Source organism: Pseudoxanthomonas winnipegensis (genome assembly GCF_030322905.1).
In the GTDB taxonomy this organism is placed as follows: Bacteria; Pseudomonadota; Gammaproteobacteria; order Xanthomonadales; family Xanthomonadaceae; genus Pseudoxanthomonas_A; species Pseudoxanthomonas_A winnipegensis.
In genome coordinates, this window is record NZ_CP095475.1 from 3,956,825 (window position 1) to 3,973,144 (window position 16,320).

A 16,320-nucleotide genomic window follows, 5' to 3' on the forward strand; every position below is an offset into this window, starting at 1 on the left:
CACAGCCGCTACACCTTGATCACGATCCCCTTCCGCTCCATCGCCTTCGCAATGCCCCACCACAGCCCGGTGAACACCAGGCCGAAGGCCAGCGATGGCGCATACGGCCCGAACTTCGGCGTCATCCAGCCCGCGAACCCGATCCGGTAGATCGCCTCCCACGCCCCCACCGCATACAGCAGCAGGAACATCAGCGCAGAGCCCGCGTAGACCGTGATCGCGTTGATGCCCAGCGACCGGCCCAGCGCCGGCCAGCCGTGGCGATCGATGAGCTGATGGAACAGCCACAGCACGGCCATCGCCCAGCCCGCCGTCCACAGCACGAAGGAGGGCGTCCACAGGTTCTTGTTCCAGGGCAGCACGGCCGACCACAGCCAGCCGACCATCAGCCCGGCCAGGGCGCCGGGCAGCAGGCGATGGGCGCGGCCGCGGCGCAGCCAGCCGCCGGCGTGCAGGCCCAGCAGGGTGGTGACGAGGGACGGCAGCGTGGACAGCAGGCCTTCGGGGTCGTGGCCGCGGCCGGTGGCCGGATCGAGCTCGTACACCAGTGGCCCCAGCAGGGCGGTATCCACGCGGCTGGCCAGATTGGTCCACGGCGCATAGCCGCCGCCGAAGGCCAGCAGCGCCCAGTAGCCCAGCAGCAGCCCCGCGGCCAGCAAGCCCAGCCAGGCGCGCGACCTGGGCAGGGTGGCCAGCCAGCCGACCACCAAGAAGCAGATCCCGATCCGCTGCAGCACGCCCCACGGGCGGAAGTGCGGCTTGTCCAGCAGCCACCACGCCAGCAGGTTGATCGCCAGGCCGATGCCGATGATGCGCAGCGCGCGCACCGCGATGCTGCGGCGGATCGGTGCGGGATCGGCGCCGGCCTCGATGCGCGGCACGATCCCCAGCGCGATCGACACGCCGACGATGAACAGGAAGAACGGGAACACCAGATCGGTCGGCGTGCAGCCGCTCCACTCCGAGTGCAGCAGCGGCGCGTACACATGCGCCCAGTCGCCCGGGTCGTTGACCAGCAGCATCAAGGCCACCGTCAGTCCGCGCAGGGCGTCGACCGAGGCGAAACGGCGGGTGGCGGGGGCGTTCATGGCGCTGCAGTGTCGCTCAGAGCGAGGGCTTCCCGCCAATCCAGGTCTCGACCACGCGCAGGTCCTCGTCCAGCGCGACCAGGTCGGCGCGCAGGCCCTCGGCGATCGCGCCGCGCTCGTGCTCCAGCCGCAGGAACTGCGCCGGATACAGCGTCGCCATGCGCAGCGCCTCCTCCAGCGGCAGGCCGAGCAGGTGCACGGCGTTGCGCACCGCGCTGGCCATGTCCAGCGCGGAACCGGCCAGCGAGCCGGCGGCGTTGCGCACCACGCCGTCGACGGCGGTGATGGTCTCGCCGTACAGGTCGAAGCTGGGGCCCTGGTCGCCGACCATCGGCATGGCGTCGGTGACCAGCACCAGCTTGCCGCGCGGCTTGGCCGCCAGCGCCACGCGCAGCGAGGCCGGGTGTACGTGCACGCCATCGACGATCATCCCGCACCAGCTGTGCGGGTCTTCCAACGCCGCGCCGACCGCGCCGGGCTCGCGGCCCTGCAGCGGACTCATCGCGTTGTAGAGATGGGTGAAGCCGCGCAGGCCGGCGTCCAGTCCGGCGCGCACCTGCTCGTAGCTGGCCGCGGTGTGGCCGGCCACCACGATCGCCCCGCGCGCGACGAGCGCGGCGATGCGTTCGGGGCCGATGGCCTCCGGCGCCACGGTCATCAGGGTCAGGCCGTTGTCCAGCGCGGTGACCATGGCGATCTCCTCGTCGCCAGGCACGCGGAACTGCTGCGCGTCGTGGGTGCCCTTGCGCGCCGGCGCCAGGTACGGCCCTTCCAGGTGGATGCCGAGCACGCCGTCCACGCCGCCGGCGATGGCCTGGCGCGTGGCGGCGATGGCCGTGTCCATGACCTCGGCGCGGTCGCTGATCAGGGTCGGCAGGAAGGCGGTGGTGCCGTACTTGCGATGCGCGCGGCCGATGCGGTCGATGCCTTCGGCCGTGGGCGTGTTGTTGAACAGCACGCCGCCGCCGCCGTTGACCTGGATGTCGATGAAGCCCGGCGCCAGCCAGGTGCCGCCAAGATCGCGCAGATCCTCGGTGAAGGCCTTGGCGCCGGCGCGGTCGGTGATCGCGGCGATGCGGCCGTCGCGCACCACCACGGCGCCGTCCTCGATCAGGCCCTGCGCGGCGAACACCCGCGCGTTGACCAGGGCAAAGATGCTCATACGGTTTCGGTGACCTTGTTCAGATGCGGCGGCACGTCCGGGTTGTGGCCGCGCGCCAGGGCCAGGGCGTTGATCGCCTTGTAGAAGCTCTGGATGGTCAGCAGCGGCGCGCACGCCGGATGCGGCACCTCCACCAGCGGCAGATCGCCGTCGTGCGTGGCGGCCACCCACACCTGCGCGCCGCGGGCACGGAACTCCCTGGCCAGCGTCAGCATGCCGGCCTCGGTGCCGTCGGGCTGGGCGAAGCACAGCACCGGGAAGCCCGGCCCGACCAGCGCCATCGGCCCGTGCTTGACCTCGGCCGAGCTGTAGGCTTCGGCATGCAAACCGCAGGTCTCCTTGAACTTCAGCGCCGCCTCCTGCGCCGCGGCCAGGCCCAGGCCGCGGCCGAGCACGAACAGGTTGTGCGCATCGACCAGGCCCTCGGTGACGCTGGACCAGTCCGCGTCCCAGGCCTGGCGCAGCGCGCCGGGCAGCGCGTCGAGCGCGGCCAGCAGCGCCGCGTCCTGCGACCAGTGCGCGGCCAGCTGCAGCAGCGCGGCCAGCGAGGCCAGATAGCTCTTGGTCGCCGCGACCGACTTCTCCGGGCCGGCGCACAGCGGGATCACCACCTCGGCCAGCTGCGCCAGCGGCGAGTCCTCCACGTTGACCAGCGCCACCACGCGCGCGCCGGCGGCCTTGGCCGCCTCGGCGTTGCGCAGCAGGTCCGGGCTCTTGCCGGACTGGGAGATGACGATGAACAGCGCGCCGGCCAGCTGCAGCGGCGCGCCGTAGACCGAACCGATCGACGGCGAGGCCGAGGCCGTGACCACGCCGAGCTGGGTCTCGAACAGGTACTTGCCGAAGGTCGCGGCATGGTCGGAGCTGCCGCGCGCGCAAGTGGCCACGAACGGCGGCGGGTTCTGCCGCAGCGACTGCGCCAGCGCCACCACCGTGGCGTGATTGCGGGCGAACTGGGCGGCGACCACCTGCGCGGTGGAGGCGGCTTCGTTGTACATCAAGGTGTCGGCCGGGGCCGGCAGCGAAACGTCGGACGTCATGGGATCAGGTCTTGGACTCGGCGCGCGAAGGGCGCATGGGAGCGGTGGAACCGCGCACGACCAGCTGCGGCGTGAAGCCCTGGTTGTGCATGGCGATGGGGGAATCGTCGTACGCGTCCTGGCGCAGGCGCGCGATCAGCAGGCGCGCGGCGTGCTTGGCGATGTCCTCGGTGGCCTGCTTGGCCGTGGTCAGCGCCGGCCAGGACTGCTTGGAGAACGGGCTGTCCTCGAAGCCGGCGATGGACAGGTCGTAGGGCACGTTCATGCCGGCCGACTTGGCCGCGGCCAGCACGCCGGCGGCGATCTCGTCGTTGGAACCGAAGATCGCCGTGGGCGGCTCGCGCAGCGCCAGCAGACGGCGCGCGCCGCGGAAGCCGTCGTCGAAGGTGTAGTCGCCCGGCACCACCAGATGCTTGTCCAGAGTGATGCCGTAGTCCTTCAGCGCCTGCTCGTAGCCGGCGTAGCGCTCGGTGGACGAGCGATGCGCCGGCCCGCCCATCAGGAAGCCGATGCGCTGGTGGCCCAGCTGGATCAGATGCTCGGTGATCTCGTAGGCCGCGTCGCGGTCGTCCACGTAGACGCACGGCGGGCCCTCGCCCGGGTCTTCGGTGGCGGCGATGATGCGCACCAGCTGCACGCCGCGCGCGGTGAGCGTGGCGATCAGCTCGGGCCGCTCGGACATCGGCGCGGTCAGCACCAGCCCGGCCAGGCGCGAGCGCTGCACGAACTCGGCCAGCTCCTCGGCCAGCAGCGGCGAGGTCGAATCGCAGGGCTGGATCTGCAGGCCGAAGCCGGTCTCGCGGCACGCCGCCAGCACGCCGTTCTGCACGCCGATGATGTGGTACGGATTGGGGTTGTCGTAGACCAGGCCGATCACGAACGGCGTGCCGCTGCGCAGGTTGCGCGCGGACGGGTCGGGCTCGTAGTCCAGTTCGGCGATGGCGCGCAGCACGCGCTGGCGCGTGGCCTGCATGACCGAAGGTTCGTTGTTGATCACGCGCGAGACCGTCTTGAGCGAGACCTTGGCCCGCTCGGCGACGTCCTTGATGGTGGGTCGGCGCATGTGCTGGCTCCTGCGTCAGTCCGGAAGAAGGGGCAGCGGGCTCAGCGCGATCCGGCGCCGTGACCGACGCGGTAGCCGCGCACGGCGAAGAACAGGATGTACAGATAGCAGGGCACGGCCAGGCACGCGAACACCACCTGGAAATCGGCGTGCTGCTTGAGGATGGCGAAGCCCTGCGAGAGCACCGCGCCGCCGGCGATGCCCATCACCAGCAGCGCCGAGCCGGTCTCGGTGAAGCGGCCCAGGCCCTTGATCGCCAGCGGGAAGATCGCCGGCCACATCATCGCGTTGGCGAAGCCCAGCGCGGCCACGAAGCCCACCGACACATAGCCGTGGGTCAGCAGCGCGCCCAGCGCGAACACCACGCCCAATACCGCCGACATCGCCAGGTAGGCCTGCTGCGAGAGCAGGCGCGGGATCGCCACCAGCCCGGCCAGATAGCCCAGCAGCATCGCGCCCAGGGTGAAGGAGGTGAAGAACTTGGTCTCATCCAGCGGCAGGCCGAAGCCGTTGCCGTAGGTGCCGATGGCATCGCCGGCCAGCACTTCCACGCCGACATAGCAGAACAGGCACAGCACGCCCAGCAGCAGATGCGGGAACTGGAAGATGCTGCCGCGCGCCACACCGCTCCTGGCGGCGACCTCGGCGTTGGCCTCGCTGCCGCGCAGCTCGGGCAGCGGCGAGAACAGGATGCCCAACGCCACCACTACCAGCACACCGGCCATGGCCAGGTACGGGCCGTGGATCTTGGCGGCGAACGCATCGAGCAGCTGCTCCTTGGTGTCAGGGTCGGCGGCGGCCACCTGGGTGGCGATGTCGCCCACGCCGTGCAGCACCAGCGAGCCGATCACGATCGGCGCCAGGATGCCGGCCACCTTGTTGCAGATGCCCATCAGCGCGATGCGGCGCGCGGCGGTCTCGATCGGCCCCAGGATGGAGATGTAGGGATTGACCGCCGTCTGCAGCATGGCCAGGCCGCCGCCGATCACGAACAGTCCCGACAGCGCGCCGGCGTACCAGCGATGGGTGGAGAACTGGCCGAACATCGCCGCGCCCACCGCCATCAGCCCCAGGCTCAGCGCCAGGCCCTTCTTCATGCCGGTGAGCTTGAGCACGGCCGCCGCCGGCAGCGCCAGCAGGAAGTAGGAGATATAGAAGACGAACACCACCAGGAACGCCTTGACCTCATCCAGGTCGAAGGCCAGCTTGACGAAGGTGATCAGCGGGCCGTTGATCCAGGTGAAGAACCCCATGATGAAGAACAGCAGGCCGGTGATGGCCAGCGAGGTGGCGAAGCGTTTGCTCTGGTCGGACGACATGGACGCGCAACTCCGAAGGTTCGATGGTGAGAGCGTGCTGGGTGGCTGACACCCGCCGCGCCCCGGACACGCCCGGGCGCGGCGGACGGGTTCAACGTCGCAGTTCGGCGACGAAATCGTAGAAATCGTTGTGGCAGTAGGTGTGGCTCAACTCGATGGCGCTCCCGTCGCGGCCATAGCCGACCCGCACCACGTGCAGGATGGCATCGCCCTGCGCCATGCCCAGGTGCTCGGCCATCGCCGCACTCAGGTTGACCGCGCGGAAATACTGCAGCGCGCGCACGACCGGCGTGCCCTGCGCATCCAGGTGGGCATAGAGCGAATCGCCCATGGACAGCGGCTCGGGCAACAGCCGCTCCGGCACGATCGTGTGCTCGTAGGCCATGACCCGCTCGTCGGCACTGCGCAGCCGCATGAGCGAGGCGACCTGCGCGTCCGGCGAGAGCCCCAGGCGCAGGATCTCCTCGCCCAGCGCCGGGCGCACGCGCCGCTCCAACCAGCGGCTACCCGGCTGGTAGCCCTTCATCCGCAGGGTCTCGCTGAAGCTGGTCAGACCGCTGAGCGGATGGGTGATCTGCGAGGTGACGAAGGTGCCGGCGCCCTGCCGGCGCACGACCAGGCCCTGCTCGACCAGCGCGTCCATGGCCTGACGCAGCGTGACGCGAGACACCTTCAACCGCTCGCACAGCACCCGCTCGGCGGGAAGCGCTTCGCCCGGCTTCCACTGCTCGCCGCGGATCGCATCGATCAGCTGGGCGGTCAGCTGCAGATACAGCGGCGTGGGCGCCTTGGCGTCCAGCGCGATCGCGCGCAGCCGCGGGTCGACCACGGGCTTGGCGCGCGCCATCAACCTGCGACCTGCGACGGTGGATTGAAATTCATTGGGTCCAATTTAAAACCAATTTTTCGGAAGTCTGCAAGCCCGGCGCTCGCTTCGCCGGCACGGGCGCGCGACGAAGCGGAGAAGAGAGCCCGTTATTTCAGGGCTTCCGCGTAGCGCGCCTGGCATCGAATCGCCCCGAAATCACGCCGCGGCGCAGCAATACCACTGGCTTGAAAAACTGCTCGCCCCCTGTTGACATCGTTGTCATCGCCAAGGGAGACTCACCGCAAGCCACGGTGGTCTGTGAAATCGCCGTGACGCCATGGGGGCAGTTCGTGGAAGCAGATGTCGCACCGCTGAGCCATCGTGTGTTGAACGGCGCATCGCCCTTCATCGCCGCCGACGTGGGCGGCACGCATGTGCGCCTGGGCTTGGTCCGGCCGACCGGACACGACCTGCAGCCAGTCGAGATCCTCAGCTACCGCAAGTACGCCTGCGCCGATTACGGCGGGCTGGCCGAGATCATCGGCAACTTCCTCGACGGCCTGGACGGCCCGCGCGTGCGCCGGGGCGTGATCGCCAGCGCCGGCTTCCCGCTGGAAGACGGCACGGTGATCACCGCCAACCTGCCCTGGCGCCTGTCCCCGCGCGAGATCCAGGGCACCCTGGGCCTGGACGATCTGCGCCTGGTCAACGACTTCGAGGCCGTGGCCTATGCCGCCGCGCTGGTCGGCGACCAGGAAGTGCTGCGCCTGACCGGCCCGGCTACCGTGTCCGAGCGCGGGCCGACGCTGGTGCTCGGCCCCGGCACCGGCCTGGGCGGCGCGGTATGGATCCCGACCGGACACAGCGCCACCGTGCTGGCCACCGAAGCCGGCCAGGCCGCGCTGAGCGTGGGCACCGAGCTGGAGATGCGCCTGCTGGCGCAGATGCTGAAGAAGCAGCCGCACGTGCCGGTCGAGCACGCCCTGTCCGGCCCCGGCCTGCTCAACCTCTACCGCACGCTGTGCGAGGTGCGCGGCGTGGCGCCCGAGCATTTCGCGCCCAACGCGGTCACCGCCGCGGCCGGCCACGACCCGCTGGCGCGCGAGGCACTGGAGGTGTTCTGCGGCCTGCTGGGCAGCACGGTGGGCGACATGGCCCTGCTGTACGGCATCACCGGCGGGGTCTACCTGGCCGGCGGCATCCTGCCGCGCATCCGCGAGTTCCTGCTGCAGAGCAGCTTCGTCGAACGCTTCCTCAACAAGGGGCCGATGCGAGCGGCGCTGGAGCGCATTCCCGTGCGACTGGTCGAGCACGGGCAGCTGGGCGTCCTGGGCGCCGCCAACTGGTACCTCGGCCAGACACAACAACCGCACTGACGTCCTTCGCACGCCGCCCTTTGGCTTTCGCGCTGGACGGGACATTCGGCATCCGCATCACCTTGTCGTCCTTGAACACTGCTCGTTTTTCGCACCGCACCGATGTAAGGCCTGGCAGCCCACTGCCACAACCCAACTTCTAGACCGGGGAAGCATCATGACCTGCAAGAAATCCCTCCTCAGCGTGGCCATCCTGACCAGTCTGAGCTTCGCCGCTCAGGCCCAGCAGACCGACAGCAGCCAGACCGCCACCGACCTGGACACCGTCAAGGTCGTCGGCATCCGCGGCAGCCTGGAGCAATCGCTCAACACCAAGCGCGACGCCAGCTCGCACGTGGAAGCCGTCAGCGCCGAGGACATCGGCAAGCTGCCCGCCAAGAACGTGGCCGATACCCTGCGCGAACTGCCGGGCGTGAACATCGCCTCGTCCTCGGCCAGCGAAGGCGCCTTCGACGAAGCCGACCGCGTGTCCCTGCGCGGCACCAGCCCCAGCCTGACCCAGACCACCCTCAACGGCCACGGCATCGCCACCGGCGACTGGTTCGTGCTCTCGCAGGTGCAGACCGTCGGCCGCAGCGTCAGCTACTCGCTGCTGCCCTCCGAGATCGTGGACCAGGTCGTGGTGCACAAGTCCTCCGAGGCCAAGCTGGTCGAAGGCGGTGCCGCCGGTTCGGTCGACATCATCACCCGCAAGCCGCTGAACTTCGACAAGCCGCTGACCCTGGAAGGCTCCTTCGGCGCGGTCTACTCCGACCTGCCGGGCGACACCAAGCCGCAGTTCAGCGGTCTGCTCAACTGGAAGAACGACGCCGACACCTTCGGCATCCTGGTCCAGCCGTTCTACGAGAAGCGCAGCCTGCGCCGCGATGGTCAGGAAGTGGTCGGCGGCTACGGCACCGCGACGGTCGGCGGCCAGAGCGTGCTGTATCCCAACCTGATCGGCGCCACGCTGTTCACCCAGGAGCGCGAGCGCCAGGGCGGCACGGTCGACCTGCAGTTCAAGGCCTCCGACGACCTGACCTTCGACCTCAACGGCTTCTACTCGAAGATGAAGGCGGACAACTACAACCGCAACTTCATGATCTGGGGCAGCCAGTTCGTCGGCGCCCAGACGCCGGACAGCTACACCGTCAACAACGGCGTGCTGACCAGCGCCAGCTACACCCCCAACGGCACCACCCCGTACGGCGTGTACGACATGATCTCGCGCCCGGGCGCCGAGTCCTCGACCAACTACGTCGCGCTCAACGCCGACTGGCACGTCAACGACAGCGTGGCGGTGAAGTTCGAGGCCGGCAGCAGCCACGGCGTGGGCAAGAGCCCGCATCAGAACGTGCTGGAAACCGGCATCTCGCCCACCGGCGGCACCGTCGGCTGGCAGATGCACGGCATCGGCAGCGTCATCGACGCCTCGCTGGGCACCGGCAACACGCCGACCACCCAGGTGCCGTCGGCCGGCTGGATCTTCGGCGACCAGGGCATCGAGGTGAAGGACAAGGAGAACTGGTTCGCCGCCGACAGCAGCTGGACCAACACCGAGGGCGTGTTCAGCTCGCTGGACTTCGGCGTGCGCTACACCGAGCACGAGCGCCACAACGACTTCGATATCGGCCAGGGCCCGCTCAACGGAATGCCGCCGCTGTCGGCGCTGCCGACCACCGGCGGCTCCTACCCGAGCGACTTCGGCGACGGCATCGGAGGCAACCTGCCGAGCGGCATCTGGTACTACACGCCCGGCCAGCTGGCCGCGATCGACGCCGCCTACGCCAACCGCGATCCGGTGACGCGCTTCAACTGGCAGAACGTCTACGGCGTGAAGGAAAACAACGGCGCGGTCTACCTGCAGGGCAACTTCGAGGGTGAGCGCTGGAGCGGCAACATCGGCGTGCGCTACGTCAGCACCTCCAGCACGGTCCGCTACAACCAGGGCGTGGCCGCCACCATCCCGGGTGCGATCACCGGCTCGGCCTTCGGCGCCTACCTGCCGATCGAGGCCAAGAACAGCTACAGCAAGCTGCTGCCCAGCGCGAACTTCAAGTTCGACTTCAGCGACGACCTGGTCGGCCGCGTGGCCGCGTCCAAGACCCTGACCCGCCCGGATTACTCGGCGCTGGCCGGCTCGCTGTCGCTGGATGACCTGACCCATACCGGCAGCGGCGGCTACCCCTACCTCAAGCCGCTGGTGTCGACCAACTTCGACCTCTCCCTGGAGTGGTACTTCATGCCGCGCGGCCTACTGGCCGCCAGCGCCTTCTACATGAAGATGAAGGACTACATCGACGTGGGCGGCTCGCAGACCATCCAGTACAAGGACCAGCAGGCCAGCTTCGACCAGGGCACCGACGTCTACGCCAACTACCAGGTCACCGTGCCGGTCAACACCGACGCCAAGGTCAGGGCGTGGAGCTGACCTACCAGCAGCCGATCGGCGAGCACTTCGGGACCAGCATCAACTACACCTACACCGATGGCGACACCGACACCGGCACGCCGATGTTCGGCACCTCGAAGAACACCTACAACGTGGCCGGCTACTTCGAGAACGACATCTTCAGCGCGCGTGTGTCCTGGAGCTACCGCGACAGCTTCTACGCCGGCGCCAGCCGCGCCACGCCGTTCTACCAGGACGACTTCGGCACGCTGTCGGCCTCGCTGGGCTGGAAGTTCAACGACCACCTCTCGCTCAGCCTGGACGGCCTGAACCTCAACAACCCCAAGGCCAAGTACTACACCGACAGCACGGTGGGCTTCCTGCCCTACGCGGTGTACTCCAACGGGCGCCAGTACTACCTCAACCTGCGCGCCAAGTTCTGATCGGCGCCAAGTTGTTGCATGCTTGACCCTTGAACGGGCCCGGACATGTCCGGGCCCGTTCACTTTTCGGCGGATCGCGCCCCGGCGCGGTCCCATGTCACGCACGAGGTGTTCAGAAGATGTCCCTGCCCCGCCGTCTTGGTCCTGTCCTGCGCGCCGCCGCCCTGCTGCTGGCCGTGGTCGCGCCTGCCGCACTGGCCGCGCCGCTGCCGCTGATTCCCGCCCCGCAGTCGGCCGTGGCCGGCCAAGGCCGCTTCGCCCTGACCGCCGGCATGCGGGTCGGGGCGCAGGGCGAGCCCGCGCGCCAGGCGGCCGAGCAGTTCATCGACCTGCTGCACAACAGCGGCGGCCCGGCGCTGGAACTGGCCGAGGAAGGCGAGGCGGCGCAGGCCCCGATCCAGTTCGTGCTCGATCCGGCCGCCGGCCCGGCCGAGGGCTACCGCCTGCAGGTCACGCCCGAGCGCATCAGCATCCGCGCCGCCGACGGCGCCGGCCTGTTCTACGGCGGCGTCAGCCTGTGGCAGCTGCTGCCGGCCGGCAAGGGCGCCACCGGCCTGGCCGCGGTGGACATCACCGATGCGCCGCGGCTGAAATGGCGCGGGCTGATGCTCGATTCGGTGCGCCATTTCCAGAGCGTGGAAGAGGTCGAACGCCTGCTCGATGCGATGGCGGTGCACAAGCTCAACACCTTCCACTGGCACCTGGCCGACGACCAGGGCTGGCGCATCCAGATCGACCAGTACCCGCTGTTGACCCAGGTCGGCGGCTGCCGCATCCCGCTGGGCGAGGCGGGCGTGGGCGAGGACGGTCAGCCGATCCAGGAATGCGCCTTCTACACCAAGGAGCAGATCCGCGCGGTGGTGCGCTACGCCGCCAAGCGCCACATCACCGTGGTGCCGGAGATCGACATCCCCGGCCACGCCACCGCCGCCATCGCCGCGTATCCGGAGCTGGGCGTGGACCGGCCGCAGCTGCAGGTGGCAAACGGCGCGGGCGTGTATCCCAACCTGTTCAACGCCGACGAGGCCACGCTGACCTTCCTGGAGAACGTGCTGGGCGAGATGCTGCCGCTGTTCCCGGGCACCTTCTTCCACATCGGCGGCGACGAGGCGGTCAAGGATCGCTGGAAGGCCTCCAAGCACATGCAGGCGCGCATCAAGCAGCTGGGCCTGAAGGACGAGGAAGCCCTGCAGGGCTGGATGATCGATCGCCTGGGCACCTGGCTGGCCCAGCACGGCAAGCGCATCATCGGCTGGGACGAGATCCTGCTGGGCGGCCCGCTGCCCGAGGGCGCGGCGGTGATGTCCTGGCGCGGCACCGAGGGCGGCATCGAAGCGGCGCGCAAGGGCCACGACGTGGTCATGACCCCGGCCTCGCACCTGTACCTGGACTACCTGCAGACCGCCTCGCCGGCCGAGCCGCCGGGCCGGCCGCTGCAGATCCCGCTGCAGAAGCTGTACGCCTTCGACCCGGTGCCGGCCGAGCTGGACGCCAGCCAGCGCCAGCACATCATCGGCGTGCAGGCCAATGTCTGGACCGAGCACATACACAACTTCGCGCGCGTCGAACACGCGGTGTTCCCGCGCCTGGCCGCGCTGGCCGAGGTCGCCTGGTCACCGCAGGCCAGCCGCAACTTCGAAGACTTCAAGGCGCGCATGCCCAACCTGCTGGCGCACTACCGCGCGCTGCACATCGGCTACGCGCGCACGCCGTTCCAGGTGCTGTTCGACACCCAGGCCAACGACGCCGGCACCCAGGCCACGGTGGCCCTGTCCAACCCGCTGGGCTATCCCGACATCCGCTACACCCTGGACGGCGGCGTGCCGGCGGCCGACTCGCCGGCCTATACCGCGCCGCTGACCGTGCCGGTGCCGACCACCGTGCAGGCCGCGGTGTTCTTCGACGGCAAGCCGCTGGCGCCGCCGACCGTGCTGGGGCTGACCACCGAGGCCCTGCGCACGCGCAGCGACGAGCAGCTGGCCATGTGCACCGACCAGCTGATGCTGCGGCTGGAGGACGACGGCCCGCGCGAAGGCGCGCGCGCGGTCTTCAACGTGGACATCTTCAACCCGTGCTGGCTGTGGAAGGGCGCGCCGCTGAGCGGCATCGGCAAGGTGACGGTGCGCGCCGGGCGCATGCCGTACTTCTTCGAGCTGGCCCACGATGAGTCCAAGCGCAGGTTCAAGCCGGCCAAGACACCCTACGGCGAGCTGGTGATCCGCAACGGCTGCGACGGCCCGACCCTGGCCAGCCTGCCGCTGCCCAAGGCGCCGGCGGCCGACGGCTTCCTGACCCTGGAGGCGCCGCTGACCAACGCGCCGGCCAAGGCCGACCTGTGCGTGTACTTCACCGGCGACACGCGCCCGGAGATGTGGGTGCTGGATCGCTTGACGCTAGTCCCAAGCGCGGGAAACTAGGCTGCAGCGTGTCGCTCTATGACGAGGAACCGTCCCAAAGTGCCACTTGGCATGGAGCTCACTGATCAATGGCGCGACTATCGCAGTCGCGCCCGCTGGTTCGTAGCGATGCTGCTTGCAGGCATCCCGGTCGTCGCGATCGTGGTCACCGTGTCGTACGCGCCTTCCCCGTCGATTGGCGTCTGGTTATTGATCGCGGCATGGGCGATCTTTCTCGGAGTTTCGGCACTCCGCCTGCAATTTTTTCCGTGCCCCAACTGCGGAAAGCCTTTCGCCCATGCATGGATCAGTCGATGGCCGTTATCCGTGAAGACCTGTGTCCACTGCGGTCTGCCTAAATGGGAACACTGAGCATAGTGCGCGAATGGCCCGGACTGGCAGGATTGAATTCCCTACTTTAGGTTCGTTGGCTGCGACGAACTTTTGCCGGGAACAGGCGCAGCAGCAGATCGCGCGCCGGCGTCCTGGCGACCAGCAGGCCCAGCGCCACGCCCAGCGCATCGGCCAGCGCATCGAAGGCATCTGGCGTGCGATCGACGGTGAACCAGCCCTGCAGGAACTCGATCAGCACCCCCAGCATCACCAGGCCCGCCCCGGCGCGCAGCAGCGCGCGCCGCGTGGCGAACAGCTGCACCGCGCATACGGCCAGCACGAAGAACGCGCTTGCATGCTGCAGCTTGTCCACGCCCGGCGCGACCTGGGGAATGTCATCGCCCGGCAGCAGGCAGGTGGTCACCACCACCGCCATCGCCAACACCCACAGCCCGACCCAGAAGGCCGGCCAGCGCAGCGGCTTCAGGGCCGGCGCGCTCACAGGCGCCACGTCAGATCGCCGGTGAGGAAGGCCGCGTCGAAGTTGCAGTCGCGCGCGAAGCCCATGCACTGGAAGCGCTCGCCCATCTCGTTGGGCAGGGTGAGCTTCTTGAACGCATTGCGCAGGCGCAGCGCGCCGGCCTCGTCGGCCTGCGCCTCGGCCTCGGCCAGGCGGTCCATCAGGCCGTTGCCGAGCAGGAAGCCGGCCTGCGTGGCATAGCCGGCCAGTTCGAAGCCGGCCCCGGTGCCGGCCTCGGCCAGCGCGGTGAAGTCCACCGACGCGGTCAGGTCCTGCAAGCCCGGCCAGCGGAAGACATCGCCATGCATGCGGTGCCGGTAGAACGCCCGCAGCGTGCCGCTGCTGCGCTGGTCCAGGTAGTACTCCTTGCGCGGATAGCCGTAGTCGCAGAACAGCATCGCGCCGGACTTCAGGCCGCCGATCACCGCCTGCACCCAGTACGGCAGCTGCGGCAGCAGCTCGGAGCGGTAGCCGTCCTCGAACAGCACATCGCGATAGCGCTCCACGTGGCGCACCGCCGCGGCCAGCAACGGATCGGCCGGCCGGTCGGTGGTGACGAAGGCGCCCTGCCCGTCCAGCGCCACATGCTCCTCGAACACCTCACCCTCGCGCAGCACGAAGCGCGGCGTGGGCAGCGCATCGATCACCTCGTTGGCGAACACCACCCCGTTCCAGTCCTCGCCCGGCGGACCGTCCAGCCATTCCACGCAGTCGAATACCGGCGGGATCAGGCGCTTGCCCAGGCGTTCGCGCTGGCGCTGGCGCAGGTCGGCGCTGGGCTCCAGGATCCAGTACTTGTCCGGCATCGCGTCCAGCTGCAGCAGGCGCTTGAGCATGACCTCGGCGAACGCGCCGCTGCCGCCGCCGATCTCCAGGAAGCAGGCCTGCGGCCCCAGCTGCTGCAGCACCGGCGCCAGCGCCCCGGACACGGCCGCGGCGAACAGCGGCCCCAACTCCGGCGCGGTGACGAAGTCGCCGGCCTCGCCGAACTTGGCCGACCCGGCGCTGTAATAGCCCAGCCCCGGCGTGTACAGGCAGCGCTCCATGAAGCGCGAGAACGGGATCGAACCGCCGGAAGCGGCGATTTCGCCGCGGATCAGCGCGGCCAGCTGCGCACTGTGCGCCAGGGCGTCGGCATCGGGCGTCGGCAGGTCGGTCATGCGGAAGGAGAGGGCCTGATGGGAGAGATCGGCCATGGTACCTGCCCGGTCCTGAGGGCTCGCCCACGCGCGGGCCGATGCGTTCCGCAGTTCGTCCGCCTGCGACCTGGTCGTTGCTGGGCTGCGCTCTGGGCACAGCCGCGCATCCGTCACGGTGCTGTCTTGACGTTGCTGACTACGAAGCGCAACGGCGGATGGGTGCCTGCGCCGACGCAGATCGAGGCGATCGCCCGTCGCATCAGGCGTGGAGATGCCCGTGAAGACCGCGACCCGCGCATGAAACGCACTGGTTCCTCGTGCAACCACCGCGCAGCCCTAGCCAGCACCGGCGGGGCTGCCTATGATCGTGAAGCCTATTTCCCCGGTTTCCCCATGACCTATTGCGTCGGCATCGAAGTGGACGAAGGCCTGGTCTTCGCAGCGGACACCCGCACCAGCGCATCGTTCGACGATGTGCGCGTCTACCGCAAGATGCATGTGTTCGAGTACCCGGGCGATCGGGTGTTCGTGCTGCTCTCGGCCGGCAACCTGGCCACGACCCAGCTGACCATCTCGCGGCTCAAGCGCGACGCCGAGGATCCGGACTGCACGCGCAGCCTGCGCACGTTCAAGCATTTGTTCGAGGTGGCCGAGTACGTGGGCGAGGTGCTGGTGGCCAGCCAGGCCGCGGTGACCGACCAGGCCCAGCAGAGCGGCGTCAGCGTGCAGTCCACGCTGGTGCTGGGCGGGCAGATCGCCGGCGAGCGTCCGGGCCTGTACATGGTCTATCCGCTGGGCAACTGCATCGCCACCTCGCCCGAGACGCCCTACCTGCAGATCGGCGAGTCCAAGTACGGCAAGCCGATTCTGGACCGCATCCTGCGCCCCGGCACCACGCTGGAGGACGCGGCGCGCTGCGCGCTGGTCTCGCTGGATTCGACCATCCGCTCCAATCTGTCGGTGGGTATGCCGCTGGACATGGCGATCATCCGCGCCGGCGATCTGCGGATCAGCCAGCAGCTGCGCCTGGAAGCCGACACGCCGCTGTACGCCGAGATCCACGACACCTGGTCGCGCAAGCTGGAAAACGCCGTGCGCACGCTGCCGCGCTTCCCCTGGGAGCCGCCGCGCGCAGGCGACGAGGCCGAGGAACGCGGCCCCGCGCCGGTCACCGCCCCGCCGCGGCGCATGGCGGCGCGCCTGGATCCGGGCGACGAGGCCGGGCAGCAGTAAGCTGGCGAAGTGAGTCGAAGCAGCGCACG

The 16,320-nt window shown here is 69.2% G+C and carries 12 protein-coding genes and 1 pseudogene; 5 read left to right on the top strand and 8 right to left on the bottom strand.

Annotation, left to right across the window (positions count from 1 at the left end; genetic code table 11):
• Positions 1-8: 8 nt before the first annotated feature.
• The 6 genes from MWN52_RS17430 to MWN52_RS17455 form a co-directional block, all read right to left on the bottom strand.
• Entirely contained in the window at positions 9-1,088 is a 1,080-nt protein-coding gene (locus MWN52_RS17430) for an acyltransferase family protein (protein WP_286575685.1), read from the bottom strand.
• A gap of 16 nt (positions 1,089-1,104) precedes the next feature.
• Positions 1,105-2,250, bottom strand: a complete 1,146-nt coding sequence (nagA, locus tag MWN52_RS17435; protein ID WP_286575686.1) for an N-acetylglucosamine-6-phosphate deacetylase — start codon at positions 2,248-2,250, stop codon at positions 1,105-1,107.
• Positions 2,247-3,290, bottom strand: a complete 1,044-nt coding sequence (locus MWN52_RS17440) for an SIS domain-containing protein (RefSeq protein ID WP_130521698.1) — start codon at positions 3,288-3,290, stop codon at positions 2,247-2,249. Before MWN52_RS17440 ends, nagA begins: the two co-directional genes overlap by 4 nt.
• 4 nt (positions 3,291-3,294) lie before the next feature.
• Entirely contained in the window at positions 3,295-4,353 is a 1,059-nt protein-coding gene (locus MWN52_RS17445) for a LacI family DNA-binding transcriptional regulator (RefSeq protein WP_130521697.1), read from the bottom strand.
• Between the two features lie 41 nt (positions 4,354-4,394).
• Complete coding sequence (locus MWN52_RS17450) at positions 4,395-5,672, bottom strand: sugar MFS transporter (RefSeq protein ID WP_286575687.1); 1,278 nt, start codon at positions 5,670-5,672, stop codon at positions 4,395-4,397.
• Positions 5,673-5,763: 91 nt separating this feature from the next.
• The gene (locus tag MWN52_RS17455; RefSeq protein ID WP_425608050.1) at positions 5,764-6,519 is read right to left on the bottom strand and encodes a GntR family transcriptional regulator; all 756 of its coding nucleotides are present in this window, start codon (positions 6,517-6,519) and stop codon (positions 5,764-5,766) included.
• Between the two features lie 311 nt (positions 6,520-6,830).
• On the opposite strand from MWN52_RS17455, the gene MWN52_RS17460 reads away from it, so the two are divergent.
• The 4 genes and pseudogenes from MWN52_RS17460 to MWN52_RS17475 all read left to right on the top strand — a co-directional run bounded on the left by MWN52_RS17460 (position 6,831) and on the right by MWN52_RS17475 (position 13,438).
• Positions 6,831-7,856: a glucokinase gene (locus MWN52_RS17460; RefSeq protein WP_286575688.1), complete on the top strand. Its 1,026-nt coding sequence runs from the start codon at positions 6,831-6,833 to the stop codon at positions 7,854-7,856.
• A gap of 157 nt (positions 7,857-8,013) precedes the next feature.
• A pseudogene (locus MWN52_RS17465) lies at positions 8,014-10,670 on the top strand (TonB-dependent receptor).
• Between the two features lie 119 nt (positions 10,671-10,789).
• Positions 10,790-13,087, top strand: a complete 2,298-nt coding sequence (locus MWN52_RS17470) for a beta-N-acetylhexosaminidase (protein WP_286575689.1) — start codon at positions 10,790-10,792, stop codon at positions 13,085-13,087.
• 51 nt (positions 13,088-13,138) lie between these two features.
• Positions 13,139-13,438, top strand: coding sequence for a hypothetical protein (locus MWN52_RS17475; RefSeq protein WP_286575690.1), 300 nt, complete (start codon positions 13,139-13,141; stop codon positions 13,436-13,438).
• A gap of 46 nt (positions 13,439-13,484) precedes the next feature.
• On the opposite strand, the gene MWN52_RS17480 is transcribed toward MWN52_RS17475, so the two are convergent.
• Both MWN52_RS17480 and MWN52_RS17485 read right to left on the bottom strand, forming a co-directional pair.
• Positions 13,485-13,910: a VanZ family protein gene (locus tag MWN52_RS17480; protein WP_286575691.1), complete on the bottom strand. Its 426-nt coding sequence runs from the start codon at positions 13,908-13,910 to the stop codon at positions 13,485-13,487.
• Positions 13,898-15,115 carry a class I SAM-dependent methyltransferase gene (locus MWN52_RS17485; protein ID WP_286575692.1) on the bottom strand — a complete coding sequence of 406 codons (1,218 nt, stop codon included), beginning with the start codon at positions 15,113-15,115 and terminating at the stop codon, positions 13,898-13,900. The genes MWN52_RS17480 and MWN52_RS17485 overlap by 13 nt, the downstream gene beginning before the upstream one ends.
• Before the next feature lie 336 nt (positions 15,116-15,451).
• On the opposite strand from MWN52_RS17485, the gene MWN52_RS17490 reads away from it, so the two are divergent.
• Positions 15,452-16,291, top strand: a complete 840-nt coding sequence (locus MWN52_RS17490) for a proteasome-type protease (protein WP_130525202.1) — start codon at positions 15,452-15,454, stop codon at positions 16,289-16,291.
• The last annotated feature ends 29 nt before the right edge of the window (positions 16,292-16,320 follow it).

What these genes read in the sequence shown, in the direction of transcription:
- MWN52_RS17430 (WP_286575685.1), bottom strand. Translation starts at nt 1,088, where the DNA reads ATGAACGCCCCCGCCACCCGCCGTTTCGCCTCGGTCGACGCCCTGCGC.
- nagA (WP_286575686.1), bottom strand. Translation starts at nt 2,250, where the DNA reads ATGAGCATCTTTGCCCTGGTCAACGCGCGGGTGTTCGCCGCGCAGGGC.
- MWN52_RS17440 (WP_130521698.1), bottom strand. Translation starts at nt 3,290, where the DNA reads ATGACGTCCGACGTTTCGCTGCCGGCCCCGGCCGACACCTTGATGTAC.
- MWN52_RS17445 (WP_130521697.1), bottom strand. Translation starts at nt 4,353, where the DNA reads ATGCGCCGACCCACCATCAAGGACGTCGCCGAGCGGGCCAAGGTCTCG.
- MWN52_RS17450 (WP_286575687.1), bottom strand. Translation starts at nt 5,672, where the DNA reads ATGTCGTCCGACCAGAGCAAACGCTTCGCCACCTCGCTGGCCATCACC.
- MWN52_RS17455 (WP_425608050.1), bottom strand. Translation starts at nt 6,519, where the DNA reads ATGGCGCGCGCCAAGCCCGTGGTCGACCCGCGGCTGCGCGCGATCGCG.
- MWN52_RS17470 (WP_286575689.1), top strand. Translation starts at nt 10,790, where the DNA reads ATGTCCCTGCCCCGCCGTCTTGGTCCTGTCCTGCGCGCCGCCGCCCTG.
- MWN52_RS17475 (WP_286575690.1), top strand. Translation starts at nt 13,139, where the DNA reads ATGGAGCTCACTGATCAATGGCGCGACTATCGCAGTCGCGCCCGCTGG.
- MWN52_RS17485 (WP_286575692.1), bottom strand. Translation starts at nt 15,115, where the DNA reads ATGGCCGATCTCTCCCATCAGGCCCTCTCCTTCCGCATGACCGACCTG.
- MWN52_RS17490 (WP_130525202.1), top strand. Translation starts at nt 15,452, where the DNA reads ATGACCTATTGCGTCGGCATCGAAGTGGACGAAGGCCTGGTCTTCGCA.